We start from the raw sequence: 22,973 nt of genomic DNA, 5'->3' as shown, positions 1-22,973 counted from the left end.
CAACGCAACCTTATCTCTCAAGAAAAGTTCTCAAATGATGACGACATCGGAACAGGATCGCTGGTCACGCGTGAAGAGCCGGCTGCGCTCGAACGTTGGCGAAGACGTCTATACGAGCTGGTTTGCGCGCATGGATCTCGAAGGCGTGCAGGAGGAGAGCGTGCGGCTCTCGGTCCCAACCCGCTTCCTGAAGAGCTGGATCCAGGCTCATTATGCCGAGCGCGTGCTGTCGTGCTGGCAGGCCGAGATGCCGGAAGTGCATCGCATCGATCTCACCGTTCGCTCCGCGGTGCGCCCCGTGGTGCAGTCGAAGGAAGCGCCGGCGCCGGTCGAAGCGCGCCGTGCGCCTGCGCCCGAGCTGCGCTCGACGGCGACCGCGCCGGTGTCCGCCAATCATGATGCGCTCGGCGGCTCGCCGCTCGATCCGCGCCTGACCTTTGCGAGCTTCGTCGTCGGTCGGTCCAACACGCTGGCGCACGCAGCCGCGCGTCAGGTCGCCGAGGGACGCCGCGGCGATCCCGTCATGTTCAACCCGCTTTACATCCATGCCGGCGTCGGCCTCGGCAAGACGCATCTCTTGCAGGCGGTGACCTGGGCCGGCAATTCCGGTAACGAGCGCAAGGTGCTCTATCTCACCGCGGAAAAATTCATGTACGGCTTCGTCGCCGCGTTGAAGACGCAGACGGCGCTCGCCTTCAAGGAAGCGCTGCGCGGCATCGACGTGCTCGTCATCGACGATCTCCAGTTTCTGCAGGGCAAGTCGACGCAGGCCGAGTTCTGTCACACGCTGAATGCGCTGATCGATGCCGGCCGTCAGGTCGTGATCGCGGCCGACCGTCCGCCGTCCGACCTCGAAAGCCTGGATGACCGCGTCCGCTCGCGTCTGGCCGGCGGTCTCGTGGTCGAGATGGGCTCGCTCGGCGAAGAGCTGCGCCACGGCATTCTCAAGTCGCGCGTCGCAGCCGCCCGCACCCATCACGCGACCTTCGAGGTGCCTGAGGAGGTGCTGACCTATCTGGCGCGCGCCATCACCCATAACGGCCGCGACCTCGAAGGCGCCATCAACCGCCTGCTGGCGCACTCGAAGCTCAACAACCGGCCGGTGACGCTGGAGATGGCGGAGCACGAGGTGCGCGACCTGATCCGGCCGCAGGAGCCGAAGCGGATCAAGATCGAGGACATCCAGCGCGTGGTGGCACGGCAGTATAATGTCAGCCGCTCCGACCTCTTGTCCTCGCGCCGGACCGCCAATGTGGTGCGTCCGCGCCAGGTGGCGATGTACCTCGCCAAGACGCTGACCCTGCGCTCGCTCCCCGAGATCGGCCGCCGCTTCGGTGGCCGGGACCACACCACGGTGCTGCACGCCGTGCGCAAGATCGAGGCACTGGTTTCCAAGGACAATGCGCTGTCCGAGGAGGTCGAGTCGCTCAAGCGCCAGCTTCAGGAATAAACGCCTAGGTATCCCCTCTCTCCACCTCCCGCCGCCCCGGCCATGCCTGGGCGGCGGTCGCGTTTTTGCCTGTAAATCGTGGGGAACTGCCCCCCGATCCCTTGAATCCCGGGGCCATCCGCGCCACCTTGCGCGACCCTGACGGCTTTGGTCATATCGGCTGGATGATCCGGCTTTCCGGGGTCTTCGGTGCCGCGGCGCGCTTTCCTCCGCCCGGCTTTTTCCTTCTTTTGGGGATCGGGCGAGTAGTGCAATGAAGGTTACGGTCGAACGCGCGCAACTCCTGAAGTCGCTGGGCCATGTCCATCGCGTGGTCGAGCGCCGCAACACGATTCCGATCCTGGGCAACGTGCTGGTGCGCGCCGAGAACGCGAAATTGTCGCTGAAGGCAACCGACCTCGACCTCGAGGTCACGGAGACGCTGCCTGCGGAAACCGCCACGGCCGGCTCGACCACCGTGCCGGCGCACATGTTCTACGACATCGTGCGCAAGCTGCCGGATGGCTCGCAGATTGTGCTGGAAGCCGACGGCGACCGCGCGGTGCTGGCGATCCGAGCCGGCCGCTCGCGCTTCACGCTGCAGACCCTGCCGGAGAACGACTTCCCGGATCTCGCCACCGGCGAGCTGTCGCATTCGTTCTCGCTCGCCGCCAAGGACGTCAAGCGGCTGATCGACCGCACCCAGTTCGCGATCTCGACGGAAGAGACGCGCTATTATCTCAACGGCATCTATCTGCACGCCGCAGGCTCCGCGAACGCCGCGACCCTGCGCGGCGTTGCCACCGACGGCCACCGCCTCGCCCAGCTTGACCTGATCCAGCCCAAGGGCGCCGAGGGCATGCCCGGCGTGATCGTGCCGCGCAAGACCGTCGGCGAGGTGCAGCGCCTGATCGAGGACAACGAGGCCGAGGTCACGATCGAGCTGTCGCCCGCCAAGATCCGCTTCACCATCGGTAACGTGGTGCTGACCTCGAAGCTGATCGACGGCACCTTCCCCGATTACGGCCGCGTCATCCCGCAAGGCAACGACAAGGAGCTCGTCGTCGACAAGAAGGATTTCGAGAACGCGGTCGACCGCGTCTCGACCATCTCGAGCGAGCGCGGCCGCGCGGTGAAGCTGTCGCTGTCGCCGGGCAAGCTGGTGCTGTCGGTGACCAATCCGGATTCCGGCAGCGCCACCGAAGAGCTCGAGGTCGAGTACGCCTCCGACGCGCTCGATATCGGCTTCAACTCCCGCTATTTGCTCGACATCGCAGCCCAGATCGAAGGCGACGTCGCCACGCTCAAGCTCGCCGACCCGGGCTCGCCGACCCTGGTGCAGGACAAGGACGACAAGAGCGCGCTGTATGTGCTGATGCCGATGCGGGTGTGAGGGGCTACCAGCCTCTTCACGCATTGACTACATCCGTCATGGCCGGGCACAGCCGTCCGAAGGGCGGCGCCGCTGACGCGCGCCAATGACAAAGACCGCATGACCCCCTCCCGCATTCATCGCCTGACGCTGACGCATTTTCGCAATTATCGGGCGGCGGGGCTCGAGACGGCGGCTGACATGGTGGCGCTGGTCGGGCCGAACGGGGCGGGCAAGACCAATTGCATCGAGGCGATCTCGTTCCTGTCGCCCGGACGCGGCTTGAGGCGCGCCACGCTGGAGGACGTCGCCGACAACCAGGGCGACGGCTCCTGGGCGGTGTCCGTGCAAGCCGAGGGCGCGCTGGGGCTGGCCACGCTCGGCACCGGCATTGACGCACCGCGACCCGACACCGCGGTCAGCCGGCGCTGCCGCATCGACCGCGAGCCGGTGAATTCGGCCGCCGCCTTCGGCGACCATATCCGCATGGTATGGCTGACGCCGGCGATGGACGGGCTGTTCATGGGCGCTGCTTCCGAGCGGCGGCGCTTCTTCGACCGCCTGGTGCTCGCGATCGACAGCGAGCATTCCAGCCGCATCAACGCGCTCGAACGTTCGCTGCGCTCGCGCAACCGCCTGCTCGAGACGCGCAATTATGACGACCATTGGTGTGACGCGATCGAGCGGGAGACCGCCGAGCTTGCGGTCGCGGTCGCCGCAACGCGCGGCCAGACCACGGCGCGGCTGACCGGCATGCTGAACGCGCGCGCACAACAATCCGCGTTTCCGTCGGCGCAGATCGCGCTCGACGGCTGGATGGAGAACGCGCTGCTGACCGAGACCGCGACCTCGGTCGAGGACCGCTACCGCCAGATCCTGCGCGACAACCGCCCGCGCGATGCGATTGCCGGCCGCACCACCGACGGCCCGCACCTCACCGATCTCCAGGTCATCTATGCGCCGAAGAGCATGCCGGCGCGCGACGCCTCGACCGGCGAGCAGAAGGCGCTCCTGATCGGCCTCGTGCTGGCGCATGCAACGCTGGTCGCCGAGATGACCGGCATTGTGCCGCTGCTCCTGCTCGACGAGGTCGTCGCCCATCTCGATCCGAACCGCCGCGCCGCGCTGTTCGACGAGCTGCGCAAGCTCGGTGCGCAGGTGTGGCTGACCGGCGCCGACCCGGCCGCCTTTGCCGGAATCGGCGCCGGCAGCGAAGTCTTTGACGTCGAGAGCGGACACGTTTCCGCGCGGCGATAGCTGCGTCGTTGAACCCGAACATTTCCCGTCGCGACTAGCTCCCTGAGGCCGCACCGACGGTGTCGCAGCCGTTGCAATCGCGGCGATCTCACAGCGCGCGATGTCCTTGAGGGTGACCATGCGGACGGTAAGGCTCGGGGTGAAAGCTCCGGCACGATGGCGGGCGTTTGCGTGCGGCCTCGCCTTCCTCGCAAGCTGCCTGCTCGCGGCCACCGCCAGCGCCTGGATGCCGCATGTCTCAGTGCTGTTCTCGCCCGGGCTCACGCCGGATCCCGAGGCCCGGCTGCCCGCACCGACCCGTTACAGCTACCGGGGAATCCACACCACCGTCGTGCAGGGCGTTGCAACGCCGCTCCGCACCAAGTTAGAGGCGACCGTGCCCGCCGAGCTCGGCAACGTGCTCGCCTTTTACCGCAGCGAGCTCGGAAAGCTCGGCTGGCAGGAACAGCGCGATGGCGCGGTGGTCTCCGCCGATCACGTCCAGCTCGCCTTCGTCTCCCCGGTCGGGCCCGGCATGCTGGCGCTCGACCGCAAGGACAGCAGCACCAGCGTCGATCTCGTGCAGAAGAACGCATCTGTCGCGACCAGCGCGAACGTCATGCCCGAGCCCGGCCAGGCGAAGCTGGTGTTCTCCAATATCAGCGGGACCGACGCCGAACTCACGATCAACGACCAGACCGTAAAGCGCGCCGCCGGCACCCGTGCGGTGTCGCTGGATCTGCCACCCGGCAAATATTCCTACGAACTGGGCGTGCCCAGCCATCCGGCCACCACGCACGTCCTTCACCTTGCCGCTGGCGATACCTGGGAGCTCACGATCGGGCGTGACGGCGAGGCATGGTCACCGCTCCTGCTGTATTGATCCCTGCACCATCCTGATCGGGAGCGCCTCGGAACCAGCTCTCGTCCCCCCCGCAAAATCCACGTCTTTCGGGCTCCGAAAACGCCCCTCGAATCGGGCTTTTCGCGAGCCCCCAAATCGGCCTTCGCGCGCCTTGAAAACCGGCCCAAAAATCCTATCTCATCAAAGGGTTGCCACAGGATACTTTGCGCTAGGCGCAATTGGTCTTTCATGGCACAAATAGCCTGCAAATCAGCGCCTTTTGCGCGGCTGATTCGGGCGACATCTCGAAGGCCTCTCATGACAGAACCTGCTCGGCAGACGCCTGCCGAAAACGAGCTCTCAAATCCAAGCGATTACGGGGCGGAATCGATCCGCGTGCTCAAGGGGCTCGATGCCGTCCGCAAGCGCCCCGGCATGTATATCGGCGACACCGATGACGGCTCGGGCCTGCACCACATGGTGTACGAGGTCGTCGATAACGCGATCGACGAAGCGTTGGCGGGCCACGCCTCGCGCGTCGACGTCGTGCTCAATGCCGACAATTCCGTCACCGTGCGCGACGACGGCCGCGGCATTCCCGTAGACATCCACAAGGGCGAAGGCATCTCCGCGGCCGAGGTCATCATGACCCAGCTGCACGCCGGCGGAAAATTCGACCAGAACTCCTACAAGGTCTCCGGCGGCCTGCATGGCGTCGGCGTCTCCGTCGTCAACGCGCTGTCGAGCAAGCTCGGCTTGCGCATCTGGCGCGACAACAAGGAGCACTACATCGAGTTCGCCCATGGCGACGCGGTGGCACCGCTGGCCGTCGTCGGCGATGCGCCCGGCAAGCGCGGCACCGAGGTGACGTTCCAGGCCTCCCCCAACACCTTCAAGAACATCGAGTATGATTTCGCCACGCTCGAGCACCGGTTGCGCGAGCTCGCCTTCCTCAATTCCGGCGTCAACATCGCACTTTCCGACATGCGTCATGCGGTCGAGAAGCGTGAGGAGATGCACTATTCCGGCGGCGTCGAGGAATTCGTCAAATATCTCGACCGCAACAAGAAGGCGATCGTGCCGGCACCGATCATGGTGCGCGCGGAGGCCAACGGCATCGGCGTCGAGGCCGCATTGTGGTGGAACGACAGCTACCATGAGAACGTGCTGTGCTTCACCAACAACATCCCGCAGCGTGACGGCGGCACCCATCTCGCCGGCTTCCGCGGCGCACTGACGCGCCAGGTCAACGGCTATGCTGAGGCCAATGCGAAGAAGGAAAAGATCGCGCTGACCGGCGACGACTGCCGTGAAGGCCTCACCGCCGTGCTGTCGGTGAAGGTGCCGGATCCGAAGTTTTCGTCGCAGACCAAGGATAAGCTGGTGTCCTCGGAAGTGCGTCCCGTGGTCGAGAACGTGCTCAACGAGGCGCTCCAGGCCTGGTTCGAGGAGCATCCGTCTGAAGCCAAGATGATCGTCGGCAAGGTGATCCAGGCCGCCGCCGCCCGCGAAGCCGCGCGAAAAGCGCGCGAGCTGACCCGCAAGAGCCCGCTCTCGGTCTCCTCGCTGCCCGGCAAGCTCGCCGACTGCCAGGAAAAGGATCCGGCGAAATCCGAGCTCTTCATCGTCGAGGGCGACTCGGCAGGCGGCAGCGCCAAGCAGGGCCGCAACCGCGAATTCCAGGCGGTGCTGCCGCTGCGCGGCAAGATCCTCAACGTGGAACGCGTGCGTCCCGACAAGATGCTGCACAGCGAGCAGATCGGCACGCTGATCACCGCGCTCGGCACCGGCATCAGCGACGAGTTCTCGATCGAGAAGCTGCGCTATCACAAGATCATCGTGATGACGGACGCCGACGTCGATGGCGCCCACATCCGCACCCTGCTGCTGACCTTCTTCTACCGGCAGATGCGCGACATCATCGACGGCGGTTACCTCTATATCGCCCAGCCGCCGCTCTATAAGGTTAGCCGCGGCAAATCCGAGCAATATCTGAAGGACGAGCGGGCGCTCGAAGATTATCTGATCGACACCGGCCTCGACGACTGCGTGTTCATTCCCGGCGTCGGCGGCGACCGCACCGGCCGCGACCTGCGTTCGCTGGTCGACGATGCCCGGACTGTCCGCAGCGTCCTCCGCAATTTGCACAGCCGCTACAATCGCAAGGTGATCGAGCAGGCCGCGATTACCGGCGTGCTGAACAAGGCGATCTACGGCGATCCCGAGAAGGCTGCCGCAGCCGCGCAATACATCGCCGGCCGCCTGGACAATCAGTCCGAGGAGGTCGAGCGCGGCTGGCTCGGCCAGTACGTCGAAGGTCAGGGTTTCCAGTTCGAGCGCACGGTGCGCGGCGTCAGGGAAGCCGCCGTCATCGACGACGCCTTCCTGGGCTCGGTCGAAGCCCGCAAGCTCGACGAATACACCGTGAAGCTCCAGGACGTTTATGCCCGCCCCGGCAAGCTCCGGCGCAAGGACGTCGAGCACATGGTCTACGGCCCGGTCGACCTGTTCGAGGCGGTCACCGACGCCGGCCGCAAGGGCGTCACGCTGCAGCGCTACAAAGGGCTGGGCGAGATGAACCCGGAGCAGCTCTGGGAAACAACGCTGGATATCAATGCGCGCTCGCTGCTGCAGGTGAAGGTCAAGGAGGTCGACGAGGCCGACGACATCTTCACCAAGCTGATGGGCGACGTGGTCGAACCGCGCCGCGATTTCATCCAGGAACATTCGCTGAGCGCGACGATCGATATCTAGGACCGGTTGCGCGCCTGGGAAGCCTGCCGCTCACGACTGCAACAGAACATGGTCCACAGTGTCCGTGCGCCCGATCTTCGAAACGCCGGCCTTGGCGGGCTCTTCGGGATGAGATCTCGTTTTGCGGCGACATGTTGGACAGTCTCGGCTGCCGTGCCGGAGTTGAACGGCCCATCAGCACCCTATTTCAGCCTGAGGGGTACCGATATCGGCGGGTTCGCAAACGTCGTTGAAAGACTGCGCAGGAGCTCCGTGGCATCGTTCCGCTCAAGTCCCGCTCGCGAGCAAACATAGGCGTTGAGGGCCGGTAATGGCGGCAAATAATACTCTTTCGCCTCTACCAGATCGCCAGGCGCGATCGATAAAGGAACGGCTCCCAGCCCTATCCCGGCTCTCACTGCCGTCATGCGCGCCTGATAATCCGGACTATAAAATACAATCCGATACGAGAGTCCTGCCTTTACGAGCGGACGGATCATGTAGTCGTCTTCAGGGAGGGTCACCAACGGGATTGGGTCGCCCGGTCTGATGACAAAGCCATTTGCACGAATCCAGACCAGCGGCACGCTGAACTGGTGGACAATCGTGTCCCTGAATTCGTGGTCCGAGTCCGGCGCAAAAACGCAGGCGATGTCAATGTAACCTTCCAAAAGGCCTTTCCTGATCGCGCTCGAATGATCAGCATGGACGAATATATTGGATAGAGCATCCGGAGGCCTGTCGTGCATGAAGCGTTCAACGAACGCGGTGCTAAGGCCGAGCCGCAGCGCAGTCGGCCCACCTTCCTTGCCCCCGAGTTGCAGCACCTGGTCGTTGGCATCCAGAATCTTACGAGCTTGAATCAAGACCAGCTTGCCCAGCTCCGTCGGCGTTGCGCCACTCGAGCTCTTCTGGAAAACTGCACCTCCGATCAGATTCTGCAAACGCTTTACCTGAGAGCTGACAGCCGGTTGCGAGAGCCCAAGACGCTCGCCAGCCTTGCTCAGGCTGCCAAGCTCTGTGATTGCGACAACCGTGCGCATAATCTCAATCGGGATAATGGTACCGTTCTTGCTTGACATTCTCCCCACCAGCGTGCGCTTGATCATCGCCAAGGGACTGATCGACTAAACCGCGGTCCTGGTTGATTACGATCAAGGGAAAATCTTTTTCGCGGACAAAGCGCCGGCGTCGGACACGACAGCGCATAGCTCGTCCAATCCGTCATTATCCCATGCTGCGACACATGCGCCGACGCGCAAAATGCATATCAAAGCAGCCGTCGGTAACCGCTTTGAGCTTTATGAGCTCGCGCGTCAGGAGCGCAACCGAGCCAAACGCGATCTGCCCAATGGTTGAATACGTTGCAAACGTCGGTTTAGAAACATCGCAAGCTTCCTTGCGCGCTCTATCCTAAGTTTCAATCTTGAGCTTGGCAAGTTCCCGCCGATCCAATTCGAGACTGCTACCCTGTCGTACCCCCATTCAAACAGTGTCTCCCGTGCAGCGCTGACGTTTGGCTTTGCTCGAACTCCCGTCGGCTGATCTTACCTGGTTCACTCACACAAATTGCCGCCGGACTGCGAACCCTCACGCCAGTTCCGCCGCAGCGCGCTGCATGCTCGAGGCAATGTCGTCGGTGGCCGCGCTCTGTTCCTCGACCACCGCGGTGGTATTCGCGACATACTCACTGACGTGTCCGATGGCGGATCGGATCGCTGTCATCGCGGTCGCGACGTCACCGGAGACGACATTGAGAGATTCGATTGAGCTTCCGCTAGAATTCGGCGCACCTATGCGCCTGATCCGGTTCAGCAGGTTACGCACAGTCCCGCGGCTCACGTCTAATTGACGAGCACTGCGCCGTCACAGCGGACGCCCGTGACCCAGACGTCGGCCTGGCCGACTCGCACACCAAGCGTTGACAGGGTCGAGGCGATGAGCTGATCGATCGACGTAGTCGCCCCCGACAGGATCCCGGCCACCGTCGACGTCAAACCCGGGATCGGAAGGCCTGCGCCATTGATGCTGAGCGACAGGTCGCCCAACAGGCTCGACGTCAAGGACGACGCAAAGTTCTGGGTCGAGACCGTCTTCGCCAGCTGAGACTGGATGTCGACATAAGTGAAGGTCACCGGCGTCGCCGACGTATTCCCCATCGCCGCGTGCGCACGGCCGGATACGTTCAGCCCGCCTACGCCAACCAGCACGGCTGGCGGAGGATTGGGCTTGCTGGTGACGTTCGTCATGTCAGCCATGGAAACATTGCCGATCCAGGCATCGACAATGCCCGGCGTCACGCCGAGCCTGACCGTCGAATTGCTGACGTCCGGATGGCTGCAGGAGATGGCATCGAGCGTTGCCGTTCCCTGGGCGATCTCGATGTAAATCGGAAGATTGAGAGCGGGGACGAGACCACTTCCTCCGAGCTGGACCGTGAGCAGGATTCTGGTTTGAGCAGTATGCACGCTCGCGCCCTGTGTCCCAAGCGTGACCCATCCCGATCCGACCGGTCTCTCCCCGATCGTCACAACCAGGCTTGCGTTCAAGACGCCGGGAAGCCCGAGATTGACTGACGTTGCGATTTGATGAGTACCGTTGGCCACTTCGGCAATCGCCGAGACGAGACTGTAGACCGAGAGGCTGACGCCGACTTTGGGTTTCTGGCCCACCGTGAGGCCGTTATATGGCCCCAGGTCAATCAGTGAGGCGAGGCTGAGCTTGTTCGAGAGACTCGATACCGCTTGCGAAATAGTCGACAGGGCAATTGTCGCCGAGCTTGCGCCGTTGGCGGCCTGTTGTGCAGCAAGCGCCGCTGCGATGGCATCGGACATCTTGACGTTGCCCGTCAAAAGGCTGTCGTAGGTCACTCCCGTCAGGTTCACGCGTGTCGCAAGGGCCGTCAGGAAATCGAAGGCATCGATCTTGGCATTGATCAGCGACTGATAATCCATCGCAGATAGTGAGAGGCTGGTGCCGAGCATGCCGCCAAGAATGGCGTTCAAGAGACCGCCATTGATCGATGCCAGCCGTGAGCCGATCGCGAATGACGCGAGAGCGGTGCTGGACGCCGTCGCCGTCGTATTGATCGTGAAGTTGCTGCTGCCGGTAAAGTAGCGCGCGAAGTAAAGCGGCGTCTGAGTATTCAGGGTGACCCGCGCAGCGTTCGCCACGCCGGTCGCTGGCGTTACAAAGCGGGCCTGTGGCGTCACCGCCGAATTCGGCGTGTAGGTGCCGAGGTTCACCGCGACAAGCGAATTGGCGGGAAAATTGTTCTTCACGACGGTTGCGGCCGCCGCATTATAGGCATTGGTGAGATTGCTCGCTGCGACGACCGCGGCAAGATCGGCCGCGCTCTGCGCCTTTCGCCTGTCGGCGAAGATCGCGCCGACGTCGACGGCAAGGGCGGTGCAGCCGATGACCAGCGTCATCAAACCCGCACCCATGATCGTGAAGTTGCCCGAAATGTCGGCACGAAAGCGATCAATGAGCGATTTGTGCCGCATCTCAAAAGCCTCCGTATGGGATCACTGCCGACCGGGTGATCGGAAATGGCAGGCGTGGCGTGAATGGAAGCGCAAATATGAAGTCGGAAGACGCGTCGTACTGCACCGTTACGATGTAGATATTTGCGTCCGCGCCCGATGGCGCTGCAGTCACGCTGACCTTTGTTGCGTCCAGCAGAGGATAACTTCCAAGGTTCGTCGTGACGTAGGAAGTGGCGAGGCTGTTGCGCTCGCTGTCATTCAAGCCGGCGATCGATGTTCGTGCCGCCTCGGCTGCGAGTTGCTGAACACCGTGGACCATCGTGAGATAGGATCCGAATACCACGATACCGAAGATGATCGTCAGGAACACCGGAAGCAGCATTGCGAATTCGACCGCCGATGCACCACTCTCATTTCGCATGAAACGCATTAGAGGAGCCCCTGCTGTACGAACTTCTCCATAGTTTGCCCGATGCCTGTCTTACAAAGCGTATAGGTGACGCAAGCTTAGGTTGAGGGGTTCATAAATGTTGATGGTGCCATAAGATTCAGCTCGTGACCGGCCCCTGACCCGATCGCGGTCACCTATGCCGGGCAAGGCTCATCGTTCTAATTTGCCCTCTCGGGGCGCCATCGGATCCGATCCGTTCTCCTGCTGGGCGCAACATCCGGTCGATTTCCGCAACAAATGAGCCGCAGACGGCGGGGCACAAAATTGATATTGGCGGCAATTCCCTATAGTTTCCGACATGATAGCGGCCCAGCCCAACTGAAACAGGAAGCGAGAACCCAAGTGGCGCCCATCCAATATATCGTCGAGGGCGGTCACCGGCTCTCGGGCTCGATCGAGCCGGCCGGCAACAAGAATTCGGCGCTGCCGATCATCGCGGCCGCACTGCTCACCGAGCATCCGGTGACGCTGGAGAACGTGCCGCGGATCCGCGACACCGAGACCCTGGTCGAGCTGGTCCGCTCGGTCGGCGCGGCCGCAGAATGGACCGCCCGCAACACGCTTCACATCCACGCCAAGAGCATCCGCGCCGCCGATCTCGATCCCGAGCTCTGCGTCCGCATCCGCGCCTCGATCCTGCTCGCAGGCCCCCTGCTCGCCCGCTGTGGCGAGGTGATGCTGCCGCCGCCCGGCGGCGACATCATCGGCCGGCGCCGGCTCGACACCCATATGCTCGCGTTGGAGCAACTCGGTGCCAAGGTCACCGCGACCGACCGGCTGGAATTCCGCGCGCCAAAGCTCACCGGCGCCGACGTATTCCTGGACGAGCCGAGCGTCACCGCGACCGAGAATGCGCTGGTTGCCGCAGTCGCGGCTGACGGCGTCACCCATTTGCGCAACGCCGCCTCCGAGCCGCATGTGCAGGACCTCGCCAACTTCCTGGTCGCGCTGGGAGCGAAGATCGAGGGCATCGGCACCAACACCATGATCGTTCATGGCCCGGCGACGCTGGGGGAAGCGACCTACAGGATCCAGCCCGACCATATCGAGGTCGGCTCGCTGATCGGTCTCGCCGCCGTGACGCGCTCGCCCCTGCGAATTGTCCGTGCCGGCGTCGAGCATCTGCGCTCGATCCGCATGGGTTTCGAGCGGCTCGGCATCGTCTGCCGCATCGAGGGCGACGACCTCATCGTGCCGTCGAACCAGACGCTGAAGATCCAGGACGATTTCGGCGGCCACGTGCCGAAGCTGGAGGACCAGCCCTGGCCGGCCTTTCCGGCCGATCTGATGTCGATCGCGATTGTCACCGCCACGCAGTGCGAAGGCGTGATCCTGATGTTCGAGAAGATGTTCGAGTCGCGGATGTTCTTCGTCGACAAGCTGATCGGGATGGGCGCGCGTATCGTGCTATGCGATCCGCATCGCGCCATCATCGCAGGGCCGAGCCGGCTGCACGGCGCGACGCTGAGCTCGCCCGACATCCGCGCCGGCATGGCGATGCTGCTCGCCGCGGTCTGCGCCGAGGGCACCTCCACCATCAACAACGCCGACCAGATCGAGCGCGGCTATGAGCGCATCGACGAACGGCTGAACGCGCTGGGCGCGAAGATCCGGCGCGTGCCGGAACGGAAGGGGTGACTGTTCTTTCTTCCCTTCTCCCCTTGTGGGAGAAGGTGGCGCAAAGCGCCGGATGAGGGGTTGCCTCCGCTCGCTCAAACTCGAAGCTGGACTCGCGGAGACAACCCCTCACCCGTCTCGCCGCTCTGCGGCGAGCCACCCTCTCCCACAAGGGGAGAGGGTAAGAAAGCCGAGCCATGTTTTTGTCGCCCTGCGATGCTACTGGATAGCCATGCTCGACACCGTCCAACCTCATTCGCAGCCGCAAGCCGGCGCGCAAAGCCATCTCGCGGCGGAGTTCGTCGAGACGTTGCGGCTGGCCGTGCCGATGATGCTGACGCAGCTCGGGCAGATCGCGATGATCACCAGCGATCTCGCGCTGATCGGGAGGCTCGGCGAGGATGCAGTCGCCGCTGCGGCACTTGCGCACACCGTCTATTTCGTCAGCTTCACCTTCGGGCTGGGATTGATGGCCGCGGTATCGCCGCTGGCCGCGCAGGCGTTCGGCGCCGGCGACGTCAGGCGCATCCGCCTGTCCTTGCGCGTCGGCCTCTGGGTCGCGCTGCTGATCTCGCTGCCGATGATGGCGTCGCCGCTCTATGGCGAGCGCATCCTGATTGCGCTCGGACAGGCGCCGCATTCGGCCGGCCTCGCCCAGCGCTATCTGAATGGCCTTGCCTGGGGCATCGCGCCGGCACTCGGCTTCATCGCGCTGCGCAGCATGATGAGCGCGGTGAACCGGCCGCAGGCGCCGCTGTGGATCACGCTCGCGGCGATCCCCGCGAATTTCGTGCTGGTCTACTGCCTGATCCATGGCCTGTTCGGCCTGCCCGAGCTCGGCCTGTTCGGCGCCGGACTGGCGACGACGCTCATCAATCTCGGCACCTTCATTGCGGCGCTCGCCATCGCGGCGTGGCGCAAGCCGTTCGCCAACTATCATCCGCTGGCCCATCTGTGGCGGATCGATTGGCCCTTGATGCGTCAGCTGATCGTGATCGGCGCGCCGATCTCGTTCTCCCTCCTGCTGGAATACGGCCTGTTCTCTTCGGCCGCGCTCTTGATGGGGCTGATCTCGACCGCCGCGCTTGCCGCGCACCAGATCGCGCTCCAGGTCACGGCCGTGCTGTTCATGGTCCCGCTCGGCATCGGCATGGCCGCGACGGTGCGGGTCGGTCATGCCTATGGCCGTAACGAGCCGGCCGGCGTCCGACGCGCGGGCCTCGTCGCAGCCGTGCTCGGGATCGCGTTCGTCGCAGGCCTGACGGTTGCCATCATCCTTGGCCGCTACGAGCTGGGGCGGCTGTTCCTCGGCAGCAGCGAGGCCAGCGCCCCGACCGTCGAGCTGACCGCAACACTTTTGCTGGTCGGCGCAACCTTCTTCATTGCCGATGCGCTGCAGACCATCATGGGTGGTGCGCTGCGCGGCATCAACGACACAAGGATGACATTGGTGTTCGCGGCGATCGGCTATTGGTGCGTCGGCTTCCCCATTGCCTGGGCGCTGGCCTTCCACGCCGGCCTCGGCGCGGTCGGCGTCTGGATCGGACTGTCGATCGGATCGTTCGTCTATGCCGGCCTCTTGATCTTGCGATTCCACATGCTGACGCGCAAGATCGCGGGATGACAAGTCCCGTTCACGAAGTCACCCCCAATGTCGACGCCGGCACGGTGCTCTCAGGCGCGCAGTTCATCGACGCGATGACGCTTTCCGTCTAGCTGTTCTGCTCCATGGCGCCCTTCAGCTGTCTCGACATAGGCGCTTGTCACGTTCGCACCGGTTGCCCGATCCCCAGCAAGTTACCTTCGCTATCGCGGAACCAGACGCCCCGTTCCCCAACCCCCTTGCTTGGATAATTCCCGGCAATCTCCGCAATTCCATTGACGGTCTTCAAGCCGGGCAGGTCATACTCCTCGAACTCGACTCCCCGCGCGCGAAGCTCGCGCACCGTTGCCTCGATATCCTCGACCTCCCATCCCATCTGCGTGTGCGTGCCGGATTGTGTTCCGGCCGAGACGAACAGCGCAAACTCGCTCCCCCCGCAGACATAGCGAAGCCCGCACGCACGCTCTTCAACCGGCTCGAGCCCGAGTTTCTCGGAGTAGAACGCCCGCGCGCGGTTCAGGTCCTTGGCCGGAAGCCGGGTTGCCACCTTCGCGTTTCCTAACATGCTCTCTCCTTCCTTCATTACGCATTGCTCACGCTCTATTCCGCGACGCGCGCGGGCTTGTCACCCGCGGCCTCCGACCATTCGCCGATGACGCGGTCGAGATCGCAGAGGTTCTGGTGCATCTGCTCCAGCGAGAAGCCGAGCGCGAAGAAGCGCTCCGCGGTGTCGCCGGCATGGCCGCGGATCAGCCCGTCCTGGCGCACGGCCGCGACGGCCTCCGAATAGTGCTGAAGCGCGACGTGCACGGGATGGATCGGCGGCGCGCCGCCGCCCTCGCGCAGGGCTTCGGCCGCGGATTTGAGGAAGCGCAGGAACGCCGCACTGACTTCCGCCAGCGGGCCGGCGAGCCTGACCTGCACCTCGACCGGAAGCGGCACCACCGTGGCGCGGCCGATCATCACGACGTCGTGGCGCAGTCGCAGAATCGTTCGCAGCAGCGGGCCGGTGTCGGGACCGCTCGACAGCCGCGCCGAACGCTCGCGCTCGGCCTCCGCGCCGATCGCATTCATGCCCACCATGGCGGTGCCGATGCCATCCTGGATCCGATGCAGCGCATCGTTGTCGCGGCCGCGGGTGAGGCCCGCGAGCAGCTCCGTAAAAGCCTCAGCGATCAGCTCGAGCAGTTTTGCCGCGCTGGCGCGGATCTGCCGCACCGCGCGCGACGGCAACACCAGGAACGAGACCAGCAGCCCGGTGATGGCGCCGACCGAAACCTCGCTGACGCGATCGATCGCCGACGCCAGCGGATCGGCGTGGTGCATGGTCGGGACCAGCAGCACGATCACAGCGGTCACGGTGGCGGTGCTCAGGGTCGGATAGATCGACGCGATGAAGGCCAGCGGCGCGACCGCCAGCACCAGCAGCCCCAGCAGGCCGGCTTCGCTGGAATAGGGGATCGTGATCGCGATGGCGCCGCCATAGATGGCGCCCCCGATCGTGCCGAGCATGTAGTCGCGCGTCGCCTTCAGCGAACGGCCGACGCTCATCTGGGTCACGATCAGCGAGGTCAGCACCGCCCAGAGTGGCAGCAACAGATGCAGCGCGGTCGCGATCGCATAGGCGGCCGTCGCCGCCACCGTGACCCGGAGCGCCAGCCCCAATTGCGTCCGCCGCGACCGGATGCGGTCGAACAGCTCCTTTGCGCCTGCCATCGTCGAATGTCCCGATCCTCGTGACCAGCCGGAAGCATGGCTGATGCCCGCGGCCCCGAGGCCGCTTGAAAGGCAAAATCAGCCCGCCTAATTTGCCGGCCAAAACGAGGAAACACGATGGCTCACGAAACCGCAACGCTCGCCGCCTATGTCGCCAAGCTGAAATTCGCGGATATTCCGGCGGAGGTGCTGGATCGCGCCAAGGTGCTGACGCTGGATTTCCTCGGCAGTGCCATCCGGGCGCGGAGCGAGGCGGAATCGACCCCATCGATCTTGAAGATGCTGGAAGCGCTCGCGCTCGACACCAAGGGCTCTTCCACCGTGTTCGGCGACAGCAAGACCTGGACACCGGCGGTGGCGGCGCTGCTCAACGGCGCGCTCGGCCATTCCCTCGATTTCGACGACACCCATGCGGACTCCTCACTGCATCCGAGCGCGCCGGTGGTTCCGGCCGCGTTTGCCGTCGGCGAGATGGTCGGCGCCTCCGGGCGCGACGTGCTGACGGCGATCGTGGCGGGCTACGAGGTCTGCTGCCGTCTCGGTAACGCGCTCGACCCGACCTCACATTATGCGCGCGGCTTTCATCCGACCGCGACCGCCGGCACCTATGGCGCGGCCGCTGCGGCTGGCAAGCTGTTCGGACTCTCCGAGACGCAGATCATCGCCGCCTTCGGCGTCGCCGGCAGCCAGGCGGCGGGCTCGCTGCAATTCCTGATGAATGGCGCCTGGAACAAGCGCTACCAGGTCGGCGCCGCCGCGATGAACGGCGTGATCGCCGCGACGCTGGCGCGCAACGATTTCGTCGGCGCGACGGAATCGATCGAAGGCAAGCACGGCCTGCTCGCCGGCTACACCGACGACGCGCATCCCGACAAGGCGGTGGCCGGGCTCGGCAAGACCTACGAGACCATGAAGATCGGCGTGAAACCGTATCCGAGCTGCCGCTACACCCATGCCGCGATCGACGCGCTGATCGCGATGCGGCGCGAGCACAACCTGACGCCCGACCAGGTCAAGCGCGTCGAGATCGGCTTGCACCGCAACGGCATCACCCTGACCGGCGATGCCGCGACCAAGCGGCACCCCACCTCGATCGTCGGCGGCCAGTTCTCGATGTTCTTCACCGGCGCGCTCGCGCTCGACCAGGGCTCGTTCGGCTGGGACGATTACAGCCGTCTCGGCGACGCCGCGATCGACGCGCTCGCCGACAAGTTCGACGTGGTGCAGGACGACCGGCTCGAGGTCGGCCGCACCCATCCCTTTGGCGCCCGCGTCAGCATCACCACCGATGACGGCGTGCACGAGCGCCTTTACGCCGATCCTTCCGGAGAGCCGGCATCGTTCCCGGATGCGCAGGCGATGCAGCAAAAATTCCTGACGCTGGCGCGGCCCGTGCTGAATGCGCGGGCCGACAAATTCGCTGACGCCATCATGACGCTGGAGCGGTTCGATCGCGTGGCGAAGGCGACGGAATTGGGGCGGCAGTAGCCGCCTAGTTCGCCCCCGCCAGCTTCCCCTTCTCGCGGGTTGTCGCCACCACGTCCCGCACCAGATCGAACACGCCATCGGCTTCTGGCGGCGCGTTCGGCGAACGGCCGAGGCGCACGATCACCAGCCGCTCCGACGGGATCACGATCGTGTACTGCCCGATCGTGCCCTTGGCGAAGAAGGCATCGCGCGGCCAGCCATGCTTGATTCGAAACTTTGCGCCAAAGCTGTCGCCCTGATTGGTCCAGAAGCCGGCGCCGATGCCGACCCACGCGTTTGGCGTGGCAGTCGCGGAATAGTTCACCCAGCCCTCGGGGAGGATGCGCTTGCCGCCAGCGACGCCGTCGTTGAGATAGAGCTGGCCGAAGCGCGCCCAGTCGCGCGCGGATGCCAGCATCTCACCGGAGCCCTCGATCGTGCCGGCACCGTCGAGCTGAAGCGTGACGTTGTTCATGCCGAGCGGGGCAAACAATTCGCGGCGCGCGAAGGCAAGCGCATCCGCGGGCTTGCCGCCGGCGGCGTTGCGGATCAGATGCGCGAGAATGATGGTGTTGCCGTCATGATAATTCCACACTGTGCCCGGCGCGGTCGCGAGCGGCGCGCGCTCGGCAAAGCTGGCCATATCGTCTTCGGCGTATTTCATAGCATTAACCGGCTCGAGCGCGGAGCCGAGCCAGGCCTCCAACGAGCTTCCGAGCGCAATGCCTGCGGTGTGACGCAGCAATTGATCGACGGTGATGGCATGACGCGGATCGTCCGGATTTTGCCAGGCGGTGATCGGCGCGGGCCCGTCGAGCTTCAACTTGCCCTGGCGCACGAGAATGCCTGTCAGCGCCGACATCACCGACTTCGTCATGGAGAAGCCGAGCAGCTGCGTCTCCGGCCCGACACCGTCAGCATAGCGCTCGGCAACGACGCGCCCGGCCTTCATGACGACGATCGCGCGGGTGCGGCGATAAGGCGGTTGTGCGGGCTCGGCGAAAGCGCGGTCGAGCGCGGCGGATAGCCCCTGGCTTTGCGGCGGCACCAGTCCCGGGCCGGCGATCTCGGGGAGCAACGCCGGCTGCTTGTCGTCAGGCGGCACCGCGACGTCGACGAGCCCCTGGTCGTGCTCGAGCGTGCAGCCGAGCCCCTCGCGATAGACGGCGTGGCTGCGGCCGATGCCGAACAGGCTCACGGTGACATCCTTGCGGGCGCGATCGACCCGAACATCCATCGCCCAGGTCAGGAGACCCGCACCCGGCATCGCATCGGTGGTCTCGGCGAGGTCGCGCATGGGATCGAGGCCGGAGACGAACGTCTCCGAGCAGAGCGTGTCGGCGATGAAGCCGGTGGCAACCTTCGGCACGTCGCGGGCCCGCGCCGCGCCGAGGGCGAGGCCGGCAAAGGCGATGGCGGTGGCGGTGGCGGTGGTAGCGAGGATGATCTTGCGGCAGCGGGTCACGGGCTTTCTCCTGCTTCGGGGCGAATGGCGGAGAAGGAGCCGGATGCGGGCGAAGCGTGCTCGCCGGATTTGAAATACGACCTCGTCGAAACTGACCGGCGCTAGCCGAACTTGAAATTCTAATATGATTCCAACGAGATAATAATCTAGACCGCATCAACCTTGAGCCGCCGATACTCCGTCGGCGTCACGCCCGTGACCGCCTTGAAGGCGCGATTGAAGGGGCCGAGCGACTGGAAGCCGGCGTCCATCGCGATGGTGATGACGGGAACCTCAGCCTGGGTGGGATCGGCGAGCGCGGCCTTGGCCTCCTCGATCCGGTGATTGTTCAGAAACACATTGAAGTTGCGATAGCCGAGCCGCTGGTTGATCAGCCGGCGCAGCCGGTATTCCGGAATTTTCAACCGGCCCGCCAGCGCGCCGATGGTGATGTTCTCCTGACGATAGACCCGCTCGTCCGCCATCAGCCGCATCAGGGCGTCGATGAGCTTTTGATCGGCGGCGTCATCGGCCGCAGGCTGACTGAAAACAATCGGCGGTGCGGGCTCCGTCGCGGCCGGAAACAGATCCGCCCCGTCAACCCGCATCATGGCATAGACGATCGCCGCGACGGTGCAGGCGAGCACCCCGGCATTGATGGTTTCGGCGACATCGCCGACGTGGTGCCCGGCGACGGCGATCTGGAGCACCGCGTTCAGCCCGCCATAGAGCGCGGTTGCGCAGACGATGAAGACTCGAGCGCTGCGGCGGCGCTCGACCAGGTCGGCCGGCCAGGAGGCGATCGTCTGCCCGATCGCAAGCGCAATGAATCCGAGCACGATCAGATTGACCACCGTCACCGAGAACCGCACATGGCCACTGGGTGCAATCCAGACGCAGCCCGCGAAGCTGAAGGCCGTCACAAGCGCCCAGACCGATCCGTGCCACCAGCGGAGGCGAAACTCGTCGTCGAACAGGGAGCGTGTGAACAGCCAGAACACCACCATGGTGCCGGTCGACAATGCGATCAACGGTGCATGCCAGAGCGGGATCCGCGACGTGACATCCAACGAATAGCTCACAGCATGCGCGGCCGCGCCCAGCGCGAAGGCCGCGCCGAGGCGGGCGGCCAGCACATTGCGGAAGTCGGCGAGCAATGACGCCGCTAGCACCAGCAGCAACGCAACGCTGGCGGCGCGAAAGGCGAGATCGATTGCGGCAAGTGTCATCGGGCGATGCGATCGGGCGCGGTTGAAACCAGCCAAACATCGTTCGTTGCGCCAGCTTTTTCAAGGACCATCCTCATCTACAGATGTCATCGCCCGCGAAGGCGGGCGAACCAGTACTCCGAGGCGCGGGGAATGACAGCGAGTTTGTGGAACAGCCTTTGTCGCGACGGCGATGCGAAATTCTGCTACCATCGCGTCCAAGAAAGTCAAAAGGAGTCCACCATGAGCTGGCAACCCTCCAACGACCCCGTGCTCGGCGATCCCATGTCCTGCGACGCGCTCGATCTCGTCATCGTGCCGCGCACCCGCGATCTCGGCGACGGATTCGCGGTCCGGCGCGCGTTGCCGCATGGCAAGCGGCAGATGGTCGGGCCGTTCATCTTCTTCGATCATTTCGGTCCGGTGCAGTTCGTCTCCGGCAAGGGCATGGACGTGCGGCCGCATCCGCATATCGGGCTTGCCACCGTCACCTATCTGTTCGACGGCGCGATCATGCATCGCGACAGCGAGGGCAACGTGCAAGAGATCGCGCCGGGTGCGATGAATTTGATGACGGCCGGCCGCGGCATCGCGCATTCCGAGCGCACGCCGGATGCGCAGCGCGCCTCGGGTCAGCAGATGCTCGGCCTGCAAAGCTGGATCGCGCTGCCGGCCGGCTCCGAAGAGATCGATCCCACGTTTCAGCATTATGCGGCCGGCGAGCTGCCGATGATCTCCGAGCGCGATTTTACCGCGCGGGTGATCGCCGGATCCGCCTTCGGCATCGCCTCCCCGGTGAAAATGGTCTCGCCCTGGTTCTACACCGAGGTCACGGCTGTTGCGGGTGCCAGTGTGCCGCTCGATCCCGACCACGAGGAGCGCGCGATCTACGTGGTTGACGGCGAGGTCGAGATCGCGAACGAGCGCTACGAAGGGCCACGGCTGCTGATTTTCCGCCCCGGCGACCGCATCACCGTGAAGGCGCTCAGGGCCACGCGGATGATGTTTCTCGGCGGCGATGCATTGGAGGGCCCGCGCCACATCTGGTGGAATTTCGTCTCCTCCAGCAAGGAGCGGATCGAGCAGGCCAAGCAGGACTGGAAAACCGGCCGCTTCACCGCGGTTCCGCAGGAACATGAGTTCATTCCGCTGCCGGAATAGGCTAATCCGGTGTCCGGCCGTGCCATCAGGCGCGGCCGGATGTCCTGCCTTAAAGCCTTCCGTCCGAAAGCGCTGCCGATGACCACGATGCTCTCCAGCGACCTGCCCCTGACCAAGATCGGGCGTGGCAAGGTGCGCGATATTTATGCCGTCGATGACGACCGCCTGCTGCTGCTGACCACCGACCGCATCAGCGCCTTCGACGTCGTGATGGGCGAGACCATCCCGATGAAGGGCGCGGTGCTGACCCAGATCAGCGCGTTCTGGTTCAACAAGCTCGAAGGCGTGGTGCCGCATCACATGATCAGCGCCGACACCGACGAGATCATCGCAGCCGTGCCGGCGCTTAAAGCCCATCGCGCCGAGATTCTCGGCCGCGCCATGCTGTCCCGCCGCACCACCGTGTTCCCGATCGAATGCGTGATCCGCGGCTATCTCTCCGGCTCGGCCTGGAAGGAATATGCCGGCTCCGGCACGCTGGCGGGCGAAAAACTGAAGGCCGGCCTGGTCGAGAGCGAGAAGCTCGAGCCCTCGATCTTCAGCCCCGCAACCAAGGCCGAGACCGGCCATGACGAGAACATCACCATCGCCAAAATGCGTGAGGTCGTCGGCAACGAGGTCGCCTACACGCTCGAAAGCATGACCCGCGCGATCTACACCCTCGGCGAAGAGCTGGCGCGCGAGCAGGGCATTATCATCGCCGACACCAAGTTCGAGTTCGGCCGCGACAAGGACGGCCGCATCATCCTGATCGACGAAGTCATGACGCCGGACAGTTCGCGGTTCTGGGCCGTCGATGCCTACAAGCCCGGCCAGCCGCAAGCGAGCTTCGACAAGCAACCCTTGCGCGACTATCTCGACGTCGAGCGCCGCGCCGGCCGCTGGAACGGCGACGCGCCGCCGCCGCCGCTGCCCGCGAGCGTCGTGGATGCAACCAGCAAGCGGTATCTGGAAGCGTATCGGCGGGTGACGGGGCGAGAGCTGAAGATTTAGCTCCGTCATTGCGAGGAGCTCTTGCGACGAAGCAAATCCAGACTGCCGCCGCGAAGAGACTCTGGATTGCTTCGCTACGCCCGCAATGACGCGGAAGGGCTGCTGCGCCCCTCCAGCACCGTCAACCTAGCTCCATCACCGCCGTCATATGATTGCCTATTCACACGCCGTAGGCCGCATCCTCTCCGGATGCCCGAAAACTGTCGGCTAT

At 64.4% G+C, this 22,973-nt stretch carries 18 protein-coding genes; 10 read left to right on the top strand and 8 right to left on the bottom strand.

What is annotated here, in order from left to right:
* Positions 1–37: 37 nt before the first annotated feature.
* From dnaA to gyrB, 5 genes are all read left to right on the top strand, one after another.
* On the top strand, positions 38–1,450 hold the full coding sequence (gene dnaA / locus ABIC09_RS26625) for a chromosomal replication initiator protein DnaA (protein WP_246229822.1): 1,413 nt from the start codon (positions 38–40) through the stop codon (positions 1,448–1,450).
* Between the two features lie 253 nt (positions 1,451–1,703).
* Positions 1,704–2,822: a DNA polymerase III subunit beta gene (dnaN, locus tag ABIC09_RS26620; protein ID WP_354111098.1), complete on the top strand. Its 1,119-nt coding sequence runs from the start codon at positions 1,704–1,706 to the stop codon at positions 2,820–2,822.
* Between the two features lie 99 nt (positions 2,823–2,921).
* Positions 2,922–4,058: a DNA replication/repair protein RecF gene (recF, locus tag ABIC09_RS26615; RefSeq protein ID WP_354111097.1), complete on the top strand. Its 1,137-nt coding sequence runs from the start codon at positions 2,922–2,924 to the stop codon at positions 4,056–4,058.
* A gap of 118 nt (positions 4,059–4,176) precedes the next feature.
* Complete coding sequence (locus tag ABIC09_RS26610) at positions 4,177–4,920, top strand: hypothetical protein (protein WP_354111096.1); 744 nt, start codon at positions 4,177–4,179, stop codon at positions 4,918–4,920.
* 279 nt (positions 4,921–5,199) lie between these two features.
* Positions 5,200–7,635, top strand: a complete 2,436-nt coding sequence (gyrB, locus tag ABIC09_RS26605) for a DNA topoisomerase (ATP-hydrolyzing) subunit B (RefSeq protein ID WP_148750899.1) — start codon at positions 5,200–5,202, stop codon at positions 7,633–7,635.
* A gap of 182 nt (positions 7,636–7,817) precedes the next feature.
* Here the strand turns inward: gyrB and ABIC09_RS26600 are convergent, their stop codons facing one another.
* From ABIC09_RS26600 to ABIC09_RS26585, 4 genes are all read right to left on the bottom strand, one after another.
* Entirely contained in the window at positions 7,818–8,723 is a 906-nt protein-coding gene (locus tag ABIC09_RS26600; RefSeq protein WP_246229824.1) for a LysR family transcriptional regulator, read from the bottom strand.
* Positions 8,724–9,204: 481 nt separating this feature from the next.
* Complete coding sequence (locus tag ABIC09_RS26595; RefSeq protein WP_283812726.1) at positions 9,205–9,339, bottom strand: hypothetical protein; 135 nt, start codon at positions 9,337–9,339, stop codon at positions 9,205–9,207.
* 119 nt (positions 9,340–9,458) lie between these two features.
* The gene (locus ABIC09_RS26590) at positions 9,459–11,120 is read right to left on the bottom strand and encodes a pilus assembly protein TadG-related protein (protein WP_354111095.1); all 1,662 of its coding nucleotides are present in this window, start codon (positions 11,118–11,120) and stop codon (positions 9,459–9,461) included.
* A 1-nt stretch (position 11,121) separates the two neighbouring features.
* Entirely contained in the window at positions 11,122–11,532 is a 411-nt protein-coding gene (locus ABIC09_RS26585) for a TadE/TadG family type IV pilus assembly protein (RefSeq protein ID WP_354085127.1), read from the bottom strand.
* A gap of 363 nt (positions 11,533–11,895) precedes the next feature.
* On the opposite strand from ABIC09_RS26585, the gene murA reads away from it, so the two are divergent.
* Entirely contained in the window at positions 11,896–13,191 is a 1,296-nt protein-coding gene (gene murA / locus ABIC09_RS26580) for a UDP-N-acetylglucosamine 1-carboxyvinyltransferase (RefSeq protein ID WP_354031345.1), read from the top strand.
* A gap of 211 nt (positions 13,192–13,402) precedes the next feature.
* Positions 13,403–14,794 (top strand): MATE family efflux transporter, encoded by a 1,392-nt coding sequence (locus ABIC09_RS26575; RefSeq protein WP_354111094.1) that lies wholly within the window; start codon positions 13,403–13,405, stop codon positions 14,792–14,794.
* Between the two features lie 139 nt (positions 14,795–14,933).
* Here ABIC09_RS26575 and ABIC09_RS26570 read toward each other — a convergent pair whose 3' ends face one another.
* Complete coding sequence (locus ABIC09_RS26570; RefSeq protein ID WP_354111093.1) at positions 14,934–15,320, bottom strand: VOC family protein; 387 nt, start codon at positions 15,318–15,320, stop codon at positions 14,934–14,936.
* Between the two features lie 53 nt (positions 15,321–15,373).
* Positions 15,374–16,489 carry an FUSC family protein gene (locus ABIC09_RS26565; protein ID WP_354111092.1) on the bottom strand — a complete coding sequence of 372 codons (1,116 nt, stop codon included), beginning with the start codon at positions 16,487–16,489 and terminating at the stop codon, positions 15,374–15,376.
* 117 nt (positions 16,490–16,606) lie between these two features.
* Between ABIC09_RS26565 and ABIC09_RS26560 the strand changes: the two genes are divergently transcribed.
* Positions 16,607–17,977, top strand: a complete 1,371-nt coding sequence (locus tag ABIC09_RS26560; protein WP_354111091.1) for an MmgE/PrpD family protein — start codon at positions 16,607–16,609, stop codon at positions 17,975–17,977.
* 4 nt (positions 17,978–17,981) lie between these two features.
* Here ABIC09_RS26560 and ABIC09_RS26555 read toward each other — a convergent pair whose 3' ends face one another.
* Entirely contained in the window at positions 17,982–19,421 is a 1,440-nt protein-coding gene (locus ABIC09_RS26555; RefSeq protein WP_354111090.1) for a serine hydrolase domain-containing protein, read from the bottom strand.
* A gap of 146 nt (positions 19,422–19,567) precedes the next feature.
* Entirely contained in the window at positions 19,568–20,629 is a 1,062-nt protein-coding gene (locus ABIC09_RS26550) for a helix-turn-helix domain-containing protein (RefSeq protein ID WP_354031340.1), read from the bottom strand.
* A 222-nt stretch (positions 20,630–20,851) separates the two neighbouring features.
* Between ABIC09_RS26550 and ABIC09_RS26545 the strand changes: the two genes are divergently transcribed.
* Complete coding sequence (locus tag ABIC09_RS26545; RefSeq protein ID WP_148750960.1) at positions 20,852–21,769, top strand: pirin family protein; 918 nt, start codon at positions 20,852–20,854, stop codon at positions 21,767–21,769.
* Positions 21,770–21,847: 78 nt separating this feature from the next.
* Positions 21,848–22,762: a phosphoribosylaminoimidazolesuccinocarboxamide synthase gene (locus tag ABIC09_RS26540; RefSeq protein WP_354031338.1), complete on the top strand. Its 915-nt coding sequence runs from the start codon at positions 21,848–21,850 to the stop codon at positions 22,760–22,762.
* The last annotated feature ends 211 nt before the right edge of the window (positions 22,763–22,973 follow it).

The sequence above is a fragment of the Bradyrhizobium sp. S3.12.5 genome, assembly GCF_040548225.1.
GTDB classification, from domain to species: Bacteria; Pseudomonadota; Alphaproteobacteria; order Rhizobiales; family Xanthobacteraceae; genus Bradyrhizobium; species Bradyrhizobium cytisi.
Note: the sequence above shows the minus strand (reverse complement) of the source record. Positions and strands in the feature narration are given on the sequence as shown.

Coding starts and splice junctions, on each gene's coding strand:
- dnaA (WP_246229822.1), top strand. CDS start 38: ATGACGACATCGGAACAGGATCGCTGGTCACGCGTGAAGAGCCGGCTG.
- dnaN (WP_354111098.1), top strand. CDS start 1,704: ATGAAGGTTACGGTCGAACGCGCGCAACTCCTGAAGTCGCTGGGCCAT.
- recF (WP_354111097.1), top strand. CDS start 2,922: ATGACCCCCTCCCGCATTCATCGCCTGACGCTGACGCATTTTCGCAAT.
- ABIC09_RS26610 (WP_354111096.1), top strand. CDS start 4,177: ATGCGGACGGTAAGGCTCGGGGTGAAAGCTCCGGCACGATGGCGGGCG.
- gyrB (WP_148750899.1), top strand. CDS start 5,200: ATGACAGAACCTGCTCGGCAGACGCCTGCCGAAAACGAGCTCTCAAAT.
- ABIC09_RS26600 (WP_246229824.1), bottom strand. CDS start 8,723: ATGATCAAGCGCACGCTGGTGGGGAGAATGTCAAGCAAGAACGGTACC.
- ABIC09_RS26595 (WP_283812726.1), bottom strand. CDS start 9,339: ATGACAGCGATCCGATCCGCCATCGGACACGTCAGTGAGTATGTCGCG.
- ABIC09_RS26590 (WP_354111095.1), bottom strand. CDS start 11,120: ATGCGGCACAAATCGCTCATTGATCGCTTTCGTGCCGACATTTCGGGC.
- ABIC09_RS26585 (WP_354085127.1), bottom strand. CDS start 11,532: ATGCGTTTCATGCGAAATGAGAGTGGTGCATCGGCGGTCGAATTCGCA.
- ABIC09_RS26575 (WP_354111094.1), top strand. CDS start 13,403: ATGCTCGACACCGTCCAACCTCATTCGCAGCCGCAAGCCGGCGCGCAA.
- ABIC09_RS26565 (WP_354111092.1), bottom strand. CDS start 16,489: ATGGCAGGCGCAAAGGAGCTGTTCGACCGCATCCGGTCGCGGCGGACG.
- ABIC09_RS26560 (WP_354111091.1), top strand. CDS start 16,607: ATGGCTCACGAAACCGCAACGCTCGCCGCCTATGTCGCCAAGCTGAAA.
- ABIC09_RS26550 (WP_354031340.1), bottom strand. CDS start 20,629: ATGACACTTGCCGCAATCGATCTCGCCTTTCGCGCCGCCAGCGTTGCG.
- ABIC09_RS26545 (WP_148750960.1), top strand. CDS start 20,852: ATGAGCTGGCAACCCTCCAACGACCCCGTGCTCGGCGATCCCATGTCC.
- ABIC09_RS26540 (WP_354031338.1), top strand. CDS start 21,848: ATGACCACGATGCTCTCCAGCGACCTGCCCCTGACCAAGATCGGGCGT.